This is a genomic window from Bacillus sp. FSL H8-0545 (assembly GCF_038006105.1).
GTDB classification, from domain to species: domain Bacteria; phylum Bacillota; class Bacilli; order Bacillales; family Bacillaceae_G; genus Bacillus_A; species Bacillus_A cereus_U.
Genome location: NZ_JBBOUO010000001.1, coordinates 3,009,218 through 3,027,740 on the forward strand (window position 1 = coordinate 3,009,218; position 18,523 = coordinate 3,027,740).

Sequence of the window (18,523 nt, forward strand, 5' to 3'; positions counted from 1 at the left end):
CCCGTGTTAATGTAGCGAGATACATTTCGACAATTGAATACATACTTTAAAGAAGGTGACATGCTTGGAACATTCAGCACATGAAGTAGCAAATTGGCAATATTATTTTGCAATTGCCGTATTTTTAGTCACGTACGGTTTTATTATTTCTGAGAAATTGAATCGTGCTGTAATCGCATTATTCGGTGCTGCTATTATGATTATTTTTGGAATTGTAGATTTACATACTGCTTTCACATCACATATTCAATGGGAAACGATCACCCTTTTAATTGGGATGATGATTCTCGTACATATTACGAGTCAATCGGGCGTATTTGAATTTGTAGCCATTAAAGCAGCAAAAGCAGCTGGCGGAAAACCAATCCGCATTTTATTATTACTATCCCTATTAACCGCTGTCGGTTCTGCATTTTTGGACAACGTAACAACCGTATTATTAATCGTACCTGTTACACTATCCATTACACGTATTTTAAAAGTAAATCCTGTTCCTTATTTAATTTCAGAAGTACTATTTTCAAATATAGGCGGAACAGCAACACTAATCGGTGATCCGCCTAACATTATGATTGGATCGGCTAATAAGCATTTAGACTTTAATGCCTTTTTACTTAACTTAGCTCCAATTGTACTTATCATCGCTATCGTTACATTAGGCATTATTTACTTCATGTATCGTAACAAACTAAAAACAACAACTGAGCAAATTAAAATACTGATGGCATTAAATGAAAAAGATTATATTAAAGATCAAAGCCTCCTTTTAAAATCGATTACAATTTTAGGACTAACTATTTTAGGCTTTGTACTTCATTCTATTATTCATGTAGACGCTGCCGTTATTGCGATGACAGGTGCTACACTTCTTATGTTAATTGGCGTGAAAGAACACGATATTGAAGATGTATTTGCCCACATTGAATGGGTAACGATTTTCTTCTTCGCTGGACTATTCGTTCTCGTTGGCGGGTTAATTGATATCGGACTTATTTCTTCACTCGCAAAAGAAGTAATCGACGTAACAAATGGCGACATCGGTTTCGCTGCTATACTTATCTTATGGGTATCTGGCATCGCATCTGCGACAATTGACAACATCCCATTTGTCGCAACGATGATTCCACTTATTCAAGATTTAGCTACAGGACTCGGACTATCTGTCGATTCTCCGCAAATTGAAGTACTATGGTGGGCGTTATCTCTTGGAGCTTGCTTAGGAGGAAACGGAACGTTAATCGGAGCGTCAGCAAACGTAGTCGTTGCTGGTATTGCAAAACGTGAAGGTCATGGATTCTCTTATATGGACTTCTTAAAGATTGGTTTACCATTAACAATCATCGCATTATTATTATCACATGCTTATATATATTTACGTTACTTAATGTAAAAATTGTAGTGCATGAAATTATATCGGCGATTCGATAACGAATATCGACTTACCGACAAATAACGACAGTAAAAAAGGTATGCAGCACTACGCCGCATACCTTTTTTCATCACCAAAATATACCTATAATTGCTAATCCACCTAAAATCATACCACCAATTTGTCCGATGATTGTTGGTGATAATTGAACACCTTTTCTCACTTCAACAACTGGTCTTTCGTGCCTTAGTTGCTGCACTTCACTTTGAAGTTGATGTACACTTCCGTGTAGTTCTTTAATTAGTTCTTTTAATTCAGCGACCTCTTCGTTTACTGGTTTTGTTTTCTCCAAATTCATCTCACATAACCCCTTATTTTTCAATCAGTACACTGTAAATTTTCGCCAATTATCATTATATCTCCTGCATACTACATATATAATATGGAATGTACTTTTAATCTTGCAGCTCTATCCATTCATCCCGCAATATCCCCATAATCATTCGATCAAAACACTTTCCATCTCGCTGAACTACTTCTCTCATACACCCTTCCATCTGAAAACCCATCTTTTTATACAACGCAATGGCAGCTTTATTATAAGAAATAACATCGAGGCCAACGCGGTGTAAATTCATTTCATAGAACGCATACTTTAAAATAAGATGCAACGCTTCTCTCCCATATCCTTTTCCTCTATCATTTGCATCGCCTATACCAATTGCTAATAAACCTGTTCTGTTATTCCACTCTATGCCGTGAATTGCAACAAAACCAATTAAGCGATCATCTTGAACTGTTCTTAACATGAAAGAAACACTATTGGATCTCCGTCCCTTTAATAGCCCATCACTCGCTATTTCATGTAACGATTGCGGGAATGCTAAGTCTGTATCTACATTTCTTAAATATTCACTATCCTCTTGCCACTTAGCCATCACTTCAGCATCTGCTTCTCTAATAGCTGATAATTTAATAGTTTTATTTTGAAAAAGATTCATCGTCATTTCAAACTCCCCCTTTATTTAAATAGCGGGGACAATTATTCTAGCCTATTTATCCCGCATTAACGGGCAGTAAGACTCCCACCTCAAAATTCAGCTGGAGCGAAGATGTTAGGTGGGAGATCAACTGCCCGTAAACGCCCGATTGGTTCAACTAATAATCAGTGGGGGATGAATAAAACCCCCACTGATTAAAGTTTCACTTTATCCCCTTGTTCCATAAACTGTTGTATTAACGGGATACTTACAATAAGCGCTGACATTGGCACATCTCCTCTTCATTAAATTAACTTCATTGTATAATTTTTTATTTATTCTAACAATAAAAAGACCCTCCAAATTTAGAGGGCCTTTCCTAATAGCAAAACTGTATTATTTCGTAAACATTTTCTCCGCTTCATCCATCGCCATTTTATTTCCTAAAGCAGAATAGTCAAGCCATGGTTGGTCATTAATAATGTATACGTGCTTACCTTTTACAGCTTTTAAGTCTTTCCAAATTGGTGTTTCTTGAAGTTGTTTAAATGCTGCTTTTGCTTTATCGTCTCTGTTTACAACAACGAAAATAGCATCTGCATCAAAGTCAGGTAATACTTCTTGTGAAATGACTTCGAAAGGACGGTTTCCATCAATTTTCTCTACACCATTTGCAGGCTGTAATCCTAAGTCTTGGAATAAAATTGGTCCCATCGGTCTTTTCGTACTAAATACACGTAACTCTTTTGCAGTAACGCGAATTGCCATTACTTTTTCGTTATTACCTAGCTCTTTATCTATTAAACTTTTCACTCGTTTTGATTGTTCTTCATAGTCTTGAATATATTTATCTGCTTCTTTCTCACGGTTTACAAGTTTACCTACTTCTTTTAAATGATCTCTCCACGTACCTTCATCTAAATTAAAAGCATGTGTTTTTGCAATTTTTTCGTATTTCGCTAAATCTTTGCCAGCATACTTTTCATCAACATAAATTTCAGTTGGTTTTAACTGAAGTAATGCTTCCATATTCGGGTCTGTTACAACGCCAAGTTTCTTCGTATCTTTCAGCTGTTCTTTTGCGTGTGGTAAGAAATCCTTTAAATCTCCGCCAATAACAGAACCTACTGGTGTAATTCCTAATGCAAGTAAATCATTTGTTAAGTGAATAGACATTGAAGCAATTTTTGGGTCATTACTTTTTTCCGTTTTTTTAGTTGCCTCTTCATTAGGTTTCGATTGACCACATGCTGCTAATACTAAAATACACATAATGCTAAATAAAATGGAAAGTTTCTTTTTCATATGTTCTCCTCTTTGAAGTATTTATTTTGTTTTTGTAAGTAAATAAAGAAAATACGGCGCTCCTAAAGCCGCTACTACTACACCAGCTGGAATAGAGTTTGGCTCGAATACAGAACGACCTATCGTATCTGCGAGTACTAAAATAATCATTCCAATAATGCCAGCTAACGGAAGGAAGTGCTGATATGTACTACCTACTAACTTCCTTGCAATATGCGGAGAAACTAAGCCGATAAAGCCAATTCCCCCTGCCATTGATACACTTGCACAAGACAATCCTACCGCTGTAGCTAAAAGCAGTAACCGTTCTTTTTGAACAGATACACCAAGTCCTGCTGCTACACTATCACCTAGTGACAGTGCATTTAACGTTTTAGATTTCAGCCATGCGTACGGAGTTAGTATCAAAATCCAAGGTAATAATGCTAGGACATGAATCCAATCTCTTCCCCACACGTTACCAACTAACCATCTAGAAGCGAATGTATACGTCTCATCATTTAACTTGAGCGAGAAAAATAACGAAAGCGCACTAAAACCAGCCGAAACTGCAATACCAACAAGAATAAGTCTAATGGGAAGTAAACCTTTTGACCGATCACTCGCAAGTATAATAATAAGAAATGCAGCTAACACTCCTCCGCCAAATGTAAATAATGGTATTAAAATCGATGCACTCTCGTTAATAGAATGAAAGAGAGTAACGAATACAATAAGCCCGAAAGATGCACCCGAATGCAATCCAAGAATACCGGGATCTGCGAGTGCATTACGAGATAGCCCTTGCAAAATCGCACCGGAAATTCCAAGGCCGATACCTGCTAACATTGTGATAATAATTCTTGGCATACGATAATCGAATAGCACTGTTGCACTCTCAAAATCACCATAACCAAAAAGCGTTTGAATCACTTTGAGTGGTGCAATGCTCAGCGTCCCCGTATTTAAGCTAATCAAAATTACAGCGATACTCATACAACCGAATATTGTAGTTACAGTAATAGCTCTCTTTTTATCCGTGTTAAAAAGATCCTTCACTTATAACTCACTCCCAACTTTACGTGCTATATAGAGGAAGAACGGAACTCCAACAAGAGCTACCATAATCCCTATCGCAAGTTCTTTAGGAGGATTTACTGTTCTTGCTCCTAAATCAGCTAACACCAATAACATAGCTCCTAATAATGCTGACATAGGAATAATAAGCCGATAATTAACACCAACTAATTTTCTAGCAATATGTGGGATGACTAGTCCTACAAATCCAATAGAACCAACAGCTGAAACAGAGACACCCGCAAGAATAACTACTATAATCATCCCGAGTATTCTCGTTCGGTTCGTTTTCACACCTAAATTCGTAGCAACATCATCCCCCATTGATATGAGTGAAATAGATCGCCCTAGCACTGTCGCAAAAACAATCGTTATGAGAATAATAGGCACTAAAAGTTTCAAGTGTTCCCACTTAACCCCCGCAACACCACCGGCAAACCAAAACGCTAAATCTTGGCTTAAATCATAATAAATTGCAATACCTGAACTTAATGAGTGTAAAAGCGCTGCCATAACTGCTCCAGCAATCGTTAACCTCATCGGTGTTAACCCTCCTGATGTTGCCGATCCGATAATAAAAATGAGTACGGTACTTAAAACTGCTCCAATAAAGGAAACAATCATTAAGTAGGAATACGGCATATGCGGGAAAAAAGCAAAACTAAGTGCTACTACAAACATCGCACCCGCATTTATTCCGAGCACACCTGCATCAGCTAAAGGATTTCGTGTTACCCCTTGCATCACAGCCCCAGCGACTGCAAAAGCAGCACCTACAACTGCCGCGCCAATCACCCTTGGAAGTCTTAGCTCATAAATAATTTGATGCTGCGTTAATTTCGGATTGTAATCAAAAACCGCTGCCCACACCGTTTGCAAATGAATATCCTTTGCACCGAATGCAACAGCTAAAAATATAGACCCCATTAAGCATAAAATTGTTAAGCTCATGAAAGAAATGAACTTAATATGTATCCAGCGATTATTGCCAGCATGTACAGTAGACTTATGTAACATGTTTCATTTCATCCTTTATATTCAGTTGTTTTTTATAATTATTTTTTATTTATAATCATTATTGATAATAATTATCATTTTCATTTAGCTATTATATCCCCACCTTTTTTAAATAGCAAACTATTTTTTTACTTTGTTAAAATATTAAAATACTTATTACAATTCCCTTCTAAAACTTACAAATACATGCAAAATAGCACGATGTTATATTTTCAAATTTATAGTATACTGAGTTATTATTTTGATTTTTCAAATAAAAATCCTGAAGGTGAAAACATGTTTTATATAAAACAACTACTCTATTTTACTTATGAACAAGCATTATCCTGTTTGTTCCCAGTCGTTATTTTCTTGACACTAGCCTTTTCAAAAATCATTTCTATTCCGGGGTTATACCGGTATGATTTCATACTCATCGTATGTCTTCTTATGCAGTGGATTATGTACAAGACTGGACTTGAAACAAAAGACGAGCTAAAAGTAATTACTGTCTTTCATTTAATTGGACTTTTGCTAGAAATATATAAAGTACATTTTGGATCATGGAGTTATCCTGAGGAGGCGTATTCAAAAGTTTTAGGTGTTCCGCTATACAGTGGTTTTATGTATGCGAGTGTCGCAAGTTACATATGCCAGGCGTGGAGAAGATTGCATTTGCAAATGTATTATTGGCCAAAGGCTATTTTTGCTGTGCCGTTAGGAGCTATGATTTACTTCAATTTTTTCACACATCATTTTCTATATGACTTTAGATGGGTATTAACTTTACTATTATTCATTATTTTCTTTCGGACATTTGTGGAATTTTCATTACAAGGCGTTACATATAAAATGCCGCTCGTACTTTCCTTTTTCCTTATCGGATTCTTTATTTGGATTGCAGAAAACATCGCTACCTTCTTCGGAGCATGGCAATATCCAAATCAACAGGAAACATGGAACCTCGTTCACTTAAGCAAAATTAGCTCATGGTTTTTATTAGTTGTCATTAGCATTATGATTGTTACACAACTCAAACATTTGAAGGGGTCGAAAGGATAATGCTGATTACGTTAGAAATATTAGAATTAATTAATTTTCTCTACTTGCTCAATAAAAAAACGAAATCCATCTGGGATTTCGTTTTTTTAAGCAATTAAATTCAAAACTATAGAGATTTCACCAGACGTTCCATCGCCTTCATTTGACCAATATGATCTGCTTCATGATAAAGCATCATACCGTAAAGCTCCCCTACTGTTTCCAATCCTAAGAATGGCTCTGGAAGTTTATTTTCAAATGCTTCTGCTGGAATTTCATTAATGCGCTTCGCTTGCTCTTGTAACTGAGACTTTAACACTTCTAATGATGGCCCTTCTGTTTCCCATTTAGATGGTCTTGATCCATATCCAAACATACCTGGATATTCACTTGGTAAATGTTTAAATTCTCTTCCAAACATGAAAGTCTCTGCTGCAGATAACACGTGACCGATATGCCAGCGGATTGTGTTATTAAAGCCATCCGGCTGCTTATCCGCAGTTTTGTCATCTAAAGTTTCCATAAATTTAAGTAATGCTCCACGCGTTATTTCAAATTGTTTTAAACCAACTATTCTATTCATTTTATCGTCCCCTTTTTTATGTACAATTTATTATGAGCTAAAAATGTTCAACTTATTAAAGTTTCACCTTGTTTAATCTATCAGAAACAATTAAAAAATACATCTAATATGCTTACTGAAAACAATAAAAAAGGACCTCTCCTCATAAATATAGAAATACTTACTGCACAAATATTACAGTAAACAAAAGAGGAGTGTATTTGCATGTTAGATGTTTTAAGACACCAATATAATCTTATTAGCTCTATAAGAGAAAACCTATTTACGTTTTTGGAAGAAATCCCACTAGAAAAATTACATAGCACAGTGCCGAATTTCGGAAGTGGCAGCATTATAAAAACCCATATTCATGTAGCCGATTGCTATCGATACTGGCTTGGAACATTCGCATTTAACCAAAAACGAGCAGATTTTTCATTTGCTAGCGATTATGAAATTGAACATGCAGATGTCAAAAAAGTCCGTGCTAGATTTAAAATAGTAGATGAAGTTGTACAACGCTTTTTAGATGAATACAATAACCGGTGGCTCGAAAATATAGCAAATGAAGTGAAATGGCAAAAAGAGCCTTGGAGCACAACTCCACTATGGCTTTTAACTCATACGGAAACACATGAGTTTCATCATAAAGGACAAATTGTATCTATGGCTCGCCACCTTGGATATACTCCTCCTGATACAGACCTTAGTTGATTCGTTTTTTCAATTATTATGGCCATACTTAAAAGTGATTATAAAAATATGCTATAAAGAACCGATACTTGTTTCATTCAAGCATCGGTTCTCTCTATACAAAAATGCTAATTTCCTTTCATTTGAAGCAAATATTTCTCCACTTAATCCCTTGCAAAAAACTCCCTCGTTACATCAATAAATTGTTGCAGTGGCGATGTCATCCATTTATCTTTATGCCAAGCAATTTGCGTATAAATCGGGGGAATTGTTTCTTTTAAAACTAACTCCTTTACTGTACCTTCTCGTATATCTTTTTCTACTACTATCGCCGGCAAAACCGCTATACCTAAATCGGCAATGACACATTGTTTAATTGCCTCTACACTAACAAACTCAATCTTATTTGCTGGATATACATCTTCTGCGCGAAATAGATCTTCAAATAAAGTCCGATACGAGCAACCGAGTTCTGTTAATAAAAGTGTTTCACTCTCTAAATCTTTTGTAGAAACGGACGGTTGTTCAAATAAACGATGCCCCGGAGCTGCTACTACTTTTAATTCTTCTTTCAAAAGTGGCTCCACATGTAAAACGTCTTCTATTTTACATTCGTCTAAAATAAATACAAGGTCTACTTTCCCCTCCATCAATTGCTCTTTCGCATCTTTATTGGAATGCGCTGGTTTAAATATAAGCTTTATTTTGGGGAATTGTGCTTTAAACATCTTTAATATGGAAGGGAGCCTATATGTACATTGACTTTCTTGCGCACCAATTATTAACGTACCTGCTATTTCCTCATCATCTTTCACAGCCATTTTCGCTTCGTTACTAAGCGCAATCATCTTATCGGCATATAGTTGAAACTTCTTCCCTGCCTCAGTTAAGAAAAGGCGTTTCCCTAATCTTTCAAATAACGGCGTACCGAGCTCAGCCTCTAACGTTTTAATTTGCGCTGTCACGCTCGATTGTGCAAAGTTTAATTTCTTCGCAGTTTGTGTAAAATTCAAGCTTTCCGCCGCTACTTTAAATGTAATTAATTGTTTTATCTCCATTTATCATCCCTCTTTCCAATCGATATTTCCGATTGATTTCATCGAAATAATCTTCTTTTTCTATTGATATTTGTATTGTATGATAAAGAACATCTACAAACAATATAAATGGAGGTATTCCATATGAAAGCACTTTATTTCGAAACATTCGGAGACGCTGATGTACTACAATATAAAGAAATAGCTAATCCAATCATAAATCCAAATGAAATTCTTGTTCGCATGCAAGCAATTGGTTTAAATTTCGCTGATATTTATAGACGCCGCGGCGATTATCATCTCGCTGGTAATCCGCCTTATATATTAGGTTATGAAGGGGCTGGTATTGTTGAAAAAGTAGGAGCTGACGTTACTACTATCAATCCTGGAGATCGCATTGCATTTGCTGACGTTCCATTTGCAAATGCAGAATTAGTTGCTGTTCCATCAGAAAAAGCAATTCCACTTCCAGATTCTATTTCTTTTGAAACAGCCGCTTCTATCTTATTACAAGGATTAACAGCACATTATTTAACGAAAGATAGCTATCAAATAAAACAAGGTGATATAGCTTTAGTACATGCCGCAGCTGGTGGTGTTGGTCAGCTTCTCATCCAAATGATTAAACTTCAGGGCGGAACAGTAATCGGTCTTACGTCATCAAAAGAAAAAGCAAAGATAGCCACATTAGCCGGTGCTGATCACGTATTTTTATATACCGAAGCATGGCATACGAATGTACTTGAAATGACTAATGATGCTGGCGTAAATGTTGTGTATGAATCAGTAGGTTCTACATTAGAAGAAAGCTTTAAAGCGACTAAAATTGGTGGTACTGTCGTATTTTACGGAATGGCCGGTGGTAATCCTGCGCCAGTTGATCCACGTATGCTTATGGATACTTCGAAAACTTTAACTGGCGGAGACCTTTGGAATGTACTTATATCTTGCGAAGAGCGAAAAGAACGTTCCTCTCAACTATTCGAATGGATTGCGAATGGAAAATTAAACATCGCGAGTCCTACTACATTCTCTTTACAAGATGGTGCTCTTGCACATGAATTATTAGAGAGCCGTAAAAGTACTGGGAAGATTTTATTAATCCCATGATTCATCTAACTAAAACAGGAAGCTAGATTTTGCTAGCTTCCTGTTCTTATTTCTATTTGAGATATTATTATATTTCCACACTTTCTTTTCCTTTTTCAACATAACTCATATCCCCAACCGATTCGACTGTATACTTCCCATCTTCATATAAAACTTTCGTTACACTTGCATTTTCCACTCCAAGTTTTGTTTTACTACGATCCAGCATTTCTATTAATGCAGTAATCAGAAGTCCATGAGCTACAACTAAAACGTTGCCTCCATCATTTTCTGCAGCTTCTTCACTAATCCTATTAATTTCTTTTTTTATACGCGTAGAAAATACTGCCCAATCTTCTGCCTGTTTTGTAGGGTCTGCTGCTCTAATCAGATTAATAACTTCTTCAATAGAATACTTCATGAGTTCGTCTGGTGATGTAACACCTGCAGCTTTTCCGATAGCATCCCACATAATTTCAACTTTTTCGCCTTCAAAAGTGCCAAAGTTCAATTCACGTAAATCTTTTCTTGTCTCAAGTTTTAACTCTGATTGCTCACTATATTTTAATACTAAATTAGCAGTTTCAATCGCTCGACCACTATCACTACTATATACACTAGTAAAATGAGTATCTTTTAATCCCATTCCTAGATTCGCGGCAACTTCAACACCTTTTTCTACTAACGGAGAATCCGCCCAACCTTGCACGCGATGATTCGCATTTAATATTGTTTTACCGTGTCTTGTAACATATAACGTAACTAATTTCCCATTACTACCTGTTTCTCGCGTCTTCATCATATTCTCTCCCTTTACATTTCTATATCAATCTTATCATCTCAATTATCCATCGCGCAAAATATACGTAAGTAGATCTGCTTACTAAAAAACGCTATCTTTCTGTACATCCCTACAAAAAGATAGCATTTTTTATGATTACATTTCTTAATCGGTACTTTTATTCAGAAAAAGCACTCGAATACTGAACAACCCCTTCAACACCTTGAAGAGCATTCTCTCTAAGTTCCATCGCCATAAACACTTCATCTGGCACTTCAAATGGTGCTTTTATATTCCAATCACTTGCTTTCTTAAAACCAAATTTCGGATAGTACTCTGGATGCCCTAATACTACAACTGATCCATATCCAAGTTCTTTCGCTTTTTCTAGCGCCGCTACGATAAGTTTGCCACCAATTCCTTTTTTCTGATGGCCTGGAGCAACTGATACTGGTGCCAGTGCTAATGAATCTACAGTAGTCCCGCCTTGTTCTATTGTAATTTTGGATAACATAATGTGCCCGACTATTTCCTCATCTACCGCAACGATTGATAACGCTGGAACAAATGCGTCACATTCTCTAATACGTTTTACAAGTTCATGTTCTTTTTTATCACTAAATTCTTCATTTGAAAACGCTTCTTTTACAACTTCTTCTGTCTTACTATAATCATTTTGTTGTTCTTGTCTAATCTTTATCACTTTATATTACCCTCTATTCTTTCTTATTTCTTTTTCAATTTTACGAAGCGCTTTTTTCGATCCGCGCTCAATATCATGCTGCATTTTTCTTTCTTTATAATCGACAAATAACGTATTTAAATCGTATCCATCTGGATATAATTCCTTTGCTGCCACGTCTAAAGTAATACGTTTTACATTCACTTCAGTGAATTCACCGTTATAATATACAACGACATTATAGAAATTATCTTTTTCCTTATATACGATTCCGAAATCGTTATGATCTAATAATTTCACACGGTCGCCAATCTTATATTCATAGTGATTTTCTCTTTTTTCTTGTACGAATTTCGGTTTTCTAATTTTACTTTCATTCACTTTTTCTAAACGATATTCTTTATTTCCCATATACTCTTTCGCTCTTTGCAGTACATGTTCTTTTACATTCATTTTATTTGCAATCCAAAGTGCATTACTTTCACCAGATTTACCGATTACTAACTTATAAAGCGGTTCTAACGTTTCACTATTAAACTGCATTGCCGCATTCATAAAATCACCATGCATTTCTGAAAATCGTTTAATTTCTCCGTAATGCGTACTCGCAATTGTAATACATCCCGTTAGATAAAATTCTTCTAAAATAGATATCGCAAGCGCCGCACCTTCATTTGGTTCTGTGCCGCTTCCTATTTCGTCAAATAGTAGTAACGTATTATTATTTGACATCCTCATAATTTCAGACAGATTTTTCATATGAGATGAAAATGTACTTAGTGCATTTTCAATACTTTGATTATCACCTATATCTACAAACACATTTTCGAAAATAGCAATTTCCGTTTCTTTATCTCCAGCGATGTGCAAGCCAGACATTGTCGCTAATGTTAAAAGTCCAATTGTTTTTAACACAATCGTTTTCCCGCCCGCATTCGGTCCTGTAATAATTAAACTACGGTACTCTTGACCGATTTCAAAATTTAACGGTACAACTTGCCCTGTTAAAAGCGGATGCTTACAATTCACTAAATGAATGTGACCATGATCGTTTAACTTCGGTTCTATTCCATCGATACTTTTACTAAACTTCGCTTTCGCAAATACCATGTCATATTGACTAATCAGTTCCATATTAATTTTTATATGATAAATATTTTCTAATATCATTCCTGATAAAGTCGCTAAAATTTGATACTCTTCCATCGCTTCTTCTGCTTTCCAACTTGCTAGTTCCGCATTTAATTTTGTAACCGTATGTGGTTCTATAAATACAGTAGAACCTTTTGCAGATGCTTCCACAATACTTCCTGCAACTTGATTTTTATAGGTAGATTTGATTGGAATCGTATAGCGATCATCTTTTTTACTAATAAAGAATTCCTGAATATATTTCTTATTTGCACTATTATTTAAAAACTTCGTTAAACGTTCTTTTATTTTTCCATCTATAGCATCGATATTATTTCGAATTCGTTTTAACTCTTTACTAGCAGCTGCATCAATGCTATTTCCCTTAATCGAAAAATTTATTTCTTCTTCGATACTTTTATATTCAGTCATTGAGTTTGCATAAGAAGCTAATACTGGCGCAAAAAATTCTTTATCTAGCATAAACTTTTTAATCTTTCGACACCCACGTAAAAAGTCTGAAACACTTACTAATTCTGCTGGATCTAAAATCATCCCTTTTTCTAATTTTTGAATTGTACTAGCTATATTGGATATTCCGAAAAAAGGCACATGCCCTTCTGCATCTACTATAGCTCGTGCTTCTGTCGTTTCATTTAAGCGATTTCTCACTACTTTTATACTCGTACTCGGCTCTAATTTATTTAATAATTCCTTACCTAAACCACTTACACAATAAGATTTCACTATTTCCATTAATTCGTTATATTGTAACTTTTCAAAAGTCATCGTATTCATTTTGTTTCTCCTCACTATGATTGATTTCTATCATCAATGAAGATACCTACTCATTAGATTCCAATGAATTCTATATTATTCAATTACCATTTTTATACATTAAAAACATATACAAAAAAGCTGCGGGGATACCGCAGCTTTTACATTTACAAGGCAAGTGTAATAACGTATAAGGAAATAAGCCATCTAAAAAGTATATGGCAATCCCTATTATTACAAGCTTTATAAAGTATTGTAGGTATCTTCATAGGTTTCGAAATAAATCCATGACAAAATTAGGGGTATGATGTACATAAAAATCCCCTGGTCTTATCCGATTTATTTCATTAAATTTTTCCTATTTAGTACCTACCGCACTCACAAAAAGCACCTCTCATTAATTTATATTTTAGTCATTGAAATCTAATTTATTGAAATCATCATACTATATGTTTTACAAGAAGTAAAGGTGTCATACTTTAATAACTATGCAGAATGTAAAAAAGAAGAGGAAAACTTATATTTCAGTCTGCCCCTTCTTTTTCATCACAAATTTACTGTTGAATATATATTGAAACAGAGCCTCCATTTACATGGAACTGCCCCCATCCATCTTTATTAATTGTTACAGTATTTGTTTGATTACCCGTAATATCGTACCATACTTCCCCAGCGTTATTCTTTCCAACATCCATCCACTTTGATCCTCCTGGTCCGTCTGAGAGTAATGTCGCTAAACCAGAATTAGCATGTACACCATCACCTTCTCTTGTCCAGCCAATCACATCTGGATGGTCTAAATAATCACGCTGCGTACCATATGCAAAGTTTTTTCGTGCCGTCAAAATTGGATCAATTTTATCTTTTAACGCTGGAATTTCATAACTACTATTTCCGCTTGTCCCATAGTAATCACCATAGAAAACTGAAGGATAGCCCTCTGCACGAGTTAAAATAAATGCATATGCCAGCGGCTTAAACCACGGACTTACTACAGATTCCAATGACTGCCCAGGCTGAGAATCATGATTCTCAACGAGAGTAACTGCGAGTGCAGGGTGATTTTGCATTACTGTTCCATTTAAAATATTTCTCATATCATAATTCCCATTTCCTGTTGAAGCATAATGAAAATTGTAATGAAGCGGTGCATCAAATACAGATTGATTATAATTGACTTTCGCCAAATAATTGTTTAAAGTCTGGATGTCATTTTGCCAATATTCAGCCACTGTAAACATTTCTTTCCCCGTTTGCTGTCTGACATGATTTACCCAATCGCGTAAATATTCATGATCAATATGTTTAACAGCATCTAAACGAAAGCCATCTAAATTTAATTCATTCGCATACCACGTTCCCCAATTTTTCATCTCCTTCGCAACATCAGGATGATCAAAATCAAGATCTGCATACATCAAATAATCATAATTCCCATTCTCGCTAGACACTTCCCAGTCCCACGCTTTACCTATACCCCTAAATTTATAAATTCGATTTAATTTCCTTCCTTCATCCCAATCCGTTCCGTCAAAATGATACCATTTCCATTTGAAATTAGAATAAGAATCTCCGCGTCCTGGAAAGTTAAACCCCGTCCATGCATTAATTTCATAATCACCTGACACTTCAATATTTCGATTGTTTCGGTCTACCTCTACAGCTGTTACGGTTTCAGTATAATCAGCCCCACCTTTATGGTTCATAACTACATCACCATACACATCTATGCTTTGCTTATGTAAAGCTTCAATTGCAGATTTCAACTGTGCTTTTGTCCCATATTTCGTCCGCACCGTTCCTTTTTGATTGAATTCCCCCAAATCATATAAATCATACGCTCCATATCCTACATCATTTTGTGAAGTCCCTTTATATGCAGGTGGTATCCATACAGATGTAATTCCTTTATGGGCTAAATTTTCAGCATCAGAACGCAAACGATTCCAATGATTCCCATCATTCGGAGCGTACCACTCAAAATACTGCATTAATGTTCCATTGTTTATCGTTGCTGCTTCCGCCTTATTCCCCTCATATATATTAGGAAAAAGTAAAATAAACAATAAACAGACTACCATAATCCTTTTCAACATATTTACACCATCCCCTTCAAGAAAACGTTTGCATAATTTATTAAAATTATTATAATATTCGTTCTACAGTTAGTAAAGTAGTAATCTTTTAATCTCTCACATTATTTTTCATGTAACTTCACATATTCCACAAGTATCTCAACATAGTTTAAAATTCACATCTTACTCAATTTTGTTTACAATTTACCTATAAAAGCATAACGGAGGGATTTCAATGACAGACTTTCAAAGACAATTTTTCGCACGATTAAATATAAAGAATAAAGAAATAGTTTCTTTTAAAGATTTACCTAACATTATGTATGCAATGTCACAATCTGTCCCTTTTGAAAACTTAAATATTCTCGAAAACAACTTTAAAGAAATATCAAAAGAAAATCTAAAAGAAAAAATTTTATTAAACAACCGTGGCGGCCTTTGTTATGAATTGAATCCGACTATGTATTACTTCCTTAAAGACTCTAAATTCGACGTCCATCTCGTTTCTGGAACAGTTTATAACGCTGCAAATTCTATATGGGCTGTTGATTCAGGACATATCGCAACTGTTTTACAACATCATAATGAACTTTACTTAATTGAAGTAGGTTTCGGATCATATTTACCCCTTTCCCCTGTTCCTTTCTCAGGTGAGATCGTTCATTCTGTAACAGGCGACTATCGTATTCGTAAAGAAACGACTGAAAAAGGTAATTATATTTTAGAAATGCGTAAAAATAATGAGTTTCTAGATCAATCTTCTACTAATGATTGGACAGTAGGTTATGCATTTCACTTGGAAGAAGTAAATGTGGAAAAAGCAAATGCAGCACAAAAAATTATCGTTGAACATGAGGGTTCCCCTTTTAATAAAGTACCTCTTATTGTAAAACTGACTGAAAATGGGCATGCCTCTTTAACGAAAGATAGCCTTACAATAGCGAAAAACGGTAAAAAAACGAAAGAAACAGTTACAGAAGAGCAATATAAAAATCTTTTACATTCAACGTTCGGCATTACATTAAACTTTTAAAGCCTCGCCATTTCCGGCAAGGCTTTTTATTTTCCAGCAGGGATTTTTTGCAATTTGTTGTATTTCATAGTTATATAGGAACATAACTACATATTTAGAAAGGAAATGATTATGACAGAACTTAAAGATCGACTACAAGTAGCTGATAAAGAAAAATGGGATTTAACGGACATTTACCATACAATTGAAGATTGGGAAAGCGACTTTCATAAAATTGAAGTATTAACGAATGAACTACACAAGTTTAACGGAAATATTCACGATGGCAATAGTTTATTAGCTTATTTAACAAAGAGTGAAGAAATATCTAGCATATTATCAATAATGTTCGCTTATGCAAGACTACAATCTGACCTTGATACACGTGATACTTCAAACCAAGCTCTTGTCGATAAAGTATCACAGTTACATGTGAAAGTAAGTGCGGCTAAATCTTTCTTTTCCCCCTTCTTGCTTAGTGTAGATGAAAACACATTACATTCTTACATAGAAGAAGCAGAAGGCTTACAATATTATAAAGAAGACTTATTCGAATTATACCGCTATAAAAAACACGTTTTGAATAAAGACCAAGAAGAAATTTTATCACAGATGGGTGAAGCACTCTCCTCCCCGCAGCATACATTTGGCATGTTAAATAATGCAGATATAATTTTTGGTGAAGTGACTACTGATGATGGAGAAAAAGTAAACTTAACACGTGGAATGTATTCAAAGTTAATAGAAGATGAGAATCGTGAGAAACGTAAAGAAGCTTATAAAGCTTATTACAAGCCATATGTTCAGTTAAAAAACTCTATCGCTTCTACTTTGTCCGCAGCTATTAAAAATAATGTTACTGTTTCAAAGCTACGAAAATATCCATCAGCTTTAGAAAAATCATTATTTGGCGACATGGTTCCGAAAGAAGTATATGAAAATTTAATCGATACGACGAAAAAAAACATTCAATCATTACATACGTATAATGAACTTAGAAAAGAAAAATTAAATGTAGATGAACTAAGACAATACGACTTGAGTGTTGATTTAGTAAAAGGTGTAAAACAAGACATTCCATACGACGAAGCGTTTGATATAATGATCGCGTCACTAGCTCCTTTAGGTGAAGAATATATCGAAACATTAAAAAGCTTTAAAAATAAACGATATATAGACGTGAGAGAAACACCAGGAAAACGTTCTGGCGCTTATAATTTTGGTGTATACGGTGTTCATCCTTTCATTCTTTTAAATCATCACGATGATTTAAATAGCCTTTTCACCCTTACTCATGAATGTGGTCACGGAATGCATACGCATTACTCACACGGATACCAGCCAAGAATTTCTGCACATTATTCCATTTTTGTCGCAGAAGTCGCTTCTACAGTAAATGAAGTATTATTAATTCACTATTTATTAAAAGAAGCGAAAGAAACGAACGTACGTAATCATTTAATTAACTACTTTATCGATAGCTTTAAAGGTACCTTCTTTACACAAATCATGTTCGCTGAGTTTGAAAAAATCACACATTCAATGGCTGAGCAAGGTAAACCATTAAATGCCCAAGTCTTTAGTGAAATTTATGAAAAATTATTTAGAGAATATAATGGAGACTCCATCGTATTTGACGAAGAAGTAAAATATGGCTGGTCTAGAATCCCTCATTTCTACCGTCCATTTTACGTTTACAAATACGCAACGGGCTTCGCCTCTGCAATCCAAATCGCCGATAAATTATTAAGCGGCGACCCAAATGCCCAGAAAAATTATATTGAATTCCTTAAAGGTGGAAGTTCTGACTATCCATTAAACCTACTGAAAAAAGCTGGCGTTGATTTAACTACACCAGCACCGATTGAAAGTGCGTTGAATCGTTTTGCTCAACTTGTTGAAGAGTTTTCAGCATTATAAGAAAAAAGCATGCAGAG

At 35.2% G+C, this 18,523-nt stretch carries 17 protein-coding genes; 6 read left to right on the forward strand and 11 right to left on the reverse strand.

Going from position 1 to position 18,523, the window contains the following annotated elements; all coding sequences use genetic code 11:
• The first annotated feature begins 64 nt into the window (after positions 1–64).
• Positions 65–1,390, forward strand: coding sequence for an ArsB/NhaD family transporter (locus MHI07_RS15775; RefSeq protein WP_340824970.1), 1,326 nt, complete (start codon positions 65–67; stop codon positions 1,388–1,390).
• A gap of 109 nt (positions 1,391–1,499) precedes the next feature.
• On the opposite strand, the gene MHI07_RS15780 is transcribed toward MHI07_RS15775, so the two are convergent.
• From MHI07_RS15780 to MHI07_RS15800, 5 genes are all read right to left on the reverse strand, one after another.
• Positions 1,500–1,727 (reverse strand): hypothetical protein, encoded by a 228-nt coding sequence (locus MHI07_RS15780; protein ID WP_002161008.1) that lies wholly within the window; start codon positions 1,725–1,727, stop codon positions 1,500–1,502.
• Positions 1,728–1,824: 97 nt separating this feature from the next.
• Positions 1,825–2,376 carry a GNAT family N-acetyltransferase gene (locus MHI07_RS15785; RefSeq protein ID WP_002161007.1) on the reverse strand — a complete coding sequence of 184 codons (552 nt, stop codon included), beginning with the start codon at positions 2,374–2,376 and terminating at the stop codon, positions 1,825–1,827.
• A 369-nt stretch (positions 2,377–2,745) separates the two neighbouring features.
• Positions 2,746–3,654, reverse strand: coding sequence for an iron-hydroxamate ABC transporter substrate-binding protein (locus MHI07_RS15790; protein WP_078181256.1), 909 nt, complete (start codon positions 3,652–3,654; stop codon positions 2,746–2,748).
• Between the two features lie 21 nt (positions 3,655–3,675).
• The gene (locus MHI07_RS15795) at positions 3,676–4,692 is read right to left on the reverse strand and encodes a FecCD family ABC transporter permease (RefSeq protein WP_078181257.1); all 1,017 of its coding nucleotides are present in this window, start codon (positions 4,690–4,692) and stop codon (positions 3,676–3,678) included.
• Positions 4,693–5,727, reverse strand: a complete 1,035-nt coding sequence (locus MHI07_RS15800; protein WP_016105577.1) for a FecCD family ABC transporter permease — start codon at positions 5,725–5,727, stop codon at positions 4,693–4,695.
• Positions 5,728–6,003: 276 nt separating this feature from the next.
• Between MHI07_RS15800 and MHI07_RS15805 the strand changes: the two genes are divergently transcribed.
• Positions 6,004–6,768 carry a DUF817 domain-containing protein gene (locus MHI07_RS15805; RefSeq protein WP_088079011.1) on the forward strand — a complete coding sequence of 255 codons (765 nt, stop codon included), beginning with the start codon at positions 6,004–6,006 and terminating at the stop codon, positions 6,766–6,768.
• A 106-nt stretch (positions 6,769–6,874) separates the two neighbouring features.
• Here MHI07_RS15805 and MHI07_RS15810 read toward each other — a convergent pair whose 3' ends face one another.
• Positions 6,875–7,330, reverse strand: coding sequence for a DinB family protein (locus MHI07_RS15810; RefSeq protein WP_002161005.1), 456 nt, complete (start codon positions 7,328–7,330; stop codon positions 6,875–6,877).
• A gap of 204 nt (positions 7,331–7,534) precedes the next feature.
• Here MHI07_RS15810 and MHI07_RS15815 point away from each other — a divergent pair, with 204 nt between their 5' ends.
• A complete protein-coding gene (locus MHI07_RS15815) occupies positions 7,535–8,023 on the forward strand; it encodes a DinB family protein (protein ID WP_340824975.1) in 489 nt (162 codons plus the stop codon).
• A gap of 143 nt (positions 8,024–8,166) precedes the next feature.
• On the opposite strand, the gene MHI07_RS15820 is transcribed toward MHI07_RS15815, so the two are convergent.
• Positions 8,167–9,060 (reverse strand): LysR family transcriptional regulator, encoded by an 894-nt coding sequence (locus MHI07_RS15820; RefSeq protein WP_131231002.1) that lies wholly within the window; start codon positions 9,058–9,060, stop codon positions 8,167–8,169.
• Positions 9,061–9,183: 123 nt separating this feature from the next.
• Here MHI07_RS15820 and MHI07_RS15825 point away from each other — a divergent pair, with 123 nt between their 5' ends.
• Complete coding sequence (locus MHI07_RS15825; RefSeq protein ID WP_340824978.1) at positions 9,184–10,149, forward strand: quinone oxidoreductase family protein; 966 nt, start codon at positions 9,184–9,186, stop codon at positions 10,147–10,149.
• A 67-nt stretch (positions 10,150–10,216) separates the two neighbouring features.
• Here the strand turns inward: MHI07_RS15825 and MHI07_RS15830 are convergent, their stop codons facing one another.
• The 4 genes from MHI07_RS15830 to amyS all read right to left on the reverse strand — a co-directional run bounded on the left by MHI07_RS15830 (position 10,217) and on the right by amyS (position 15,595).
• Positions 10,217–10,927, reverse strand: coding sequence for a histidine phosphatase family protein (locus MHI07_RS15830; protein ID WP_340824980.1), 711 nt, complete (start codon positions 10,925–10,927; stop codon positions 10,217–10,219).
• 160 nt (positions 10,928–11,087) lie between these two features.
• Entirely contained in the window at positions 11,088–11,612 is a 525-nt protein-coding gene (locus MHI07_RS15835; protein ID WP_340824982.1) for a GNAT family N-acetyltransferase, read from the reverse strand.
• 6 nt (positions 11,613–11,618) lie between these two features.
• Positions 11,619–13,520, reverse strand: coding sequence for an endonuclease MutS2 (locus MHI07_RS15840; RefSeq protein WP_340824984.1), 1,902 nt, complete (start codon positions 13,518–13,520; stop codon positions 11,619–11,621).
• Between the two features lie 533 nt (positions 13,521–14,053).
• Complete coding sequence (amyS, locus tag MHI07_RS15845; protein WP_340824986.1) at positions 14,054–15,595, reverse strand: alpha-amylase; 1,542 nt, start codon at positions 15,593–15,595, stop codon at positions 14,054–14,056.
• A 214-nt stretch (positions 15,596–15,809) separates the two neighbouring features.
• Here amyS and MHI07_RS15850 point away from each other — a divergent pair, with 214 nt between their 5' ends.
• Entirely contained in the window at positions 15,810–16,607 is a 798-nt protein-coding gene (locus MHI07_RS15850; RefSeq protein ID WP_340824988.1) for an arylamine N-acetyltransferase family protein, read from the forward strand.
• Positions 16,608–16,718: 111 nt separating this feature from the next.
• Positions 16,719–18,506: an oligoendopeptidase F gene (pepF, locus tag MHI07_RS15855; protein WP_340824990.1), complete on the forward strand. Its 1,788-nt coding sequence runs from the start codon at positions 16,719–16,721 to the stop codon at positions 18,504–18,506.
• The last annotated feature ends 17 nt before the right edge of the window (positions 18,507–18,523 follow it).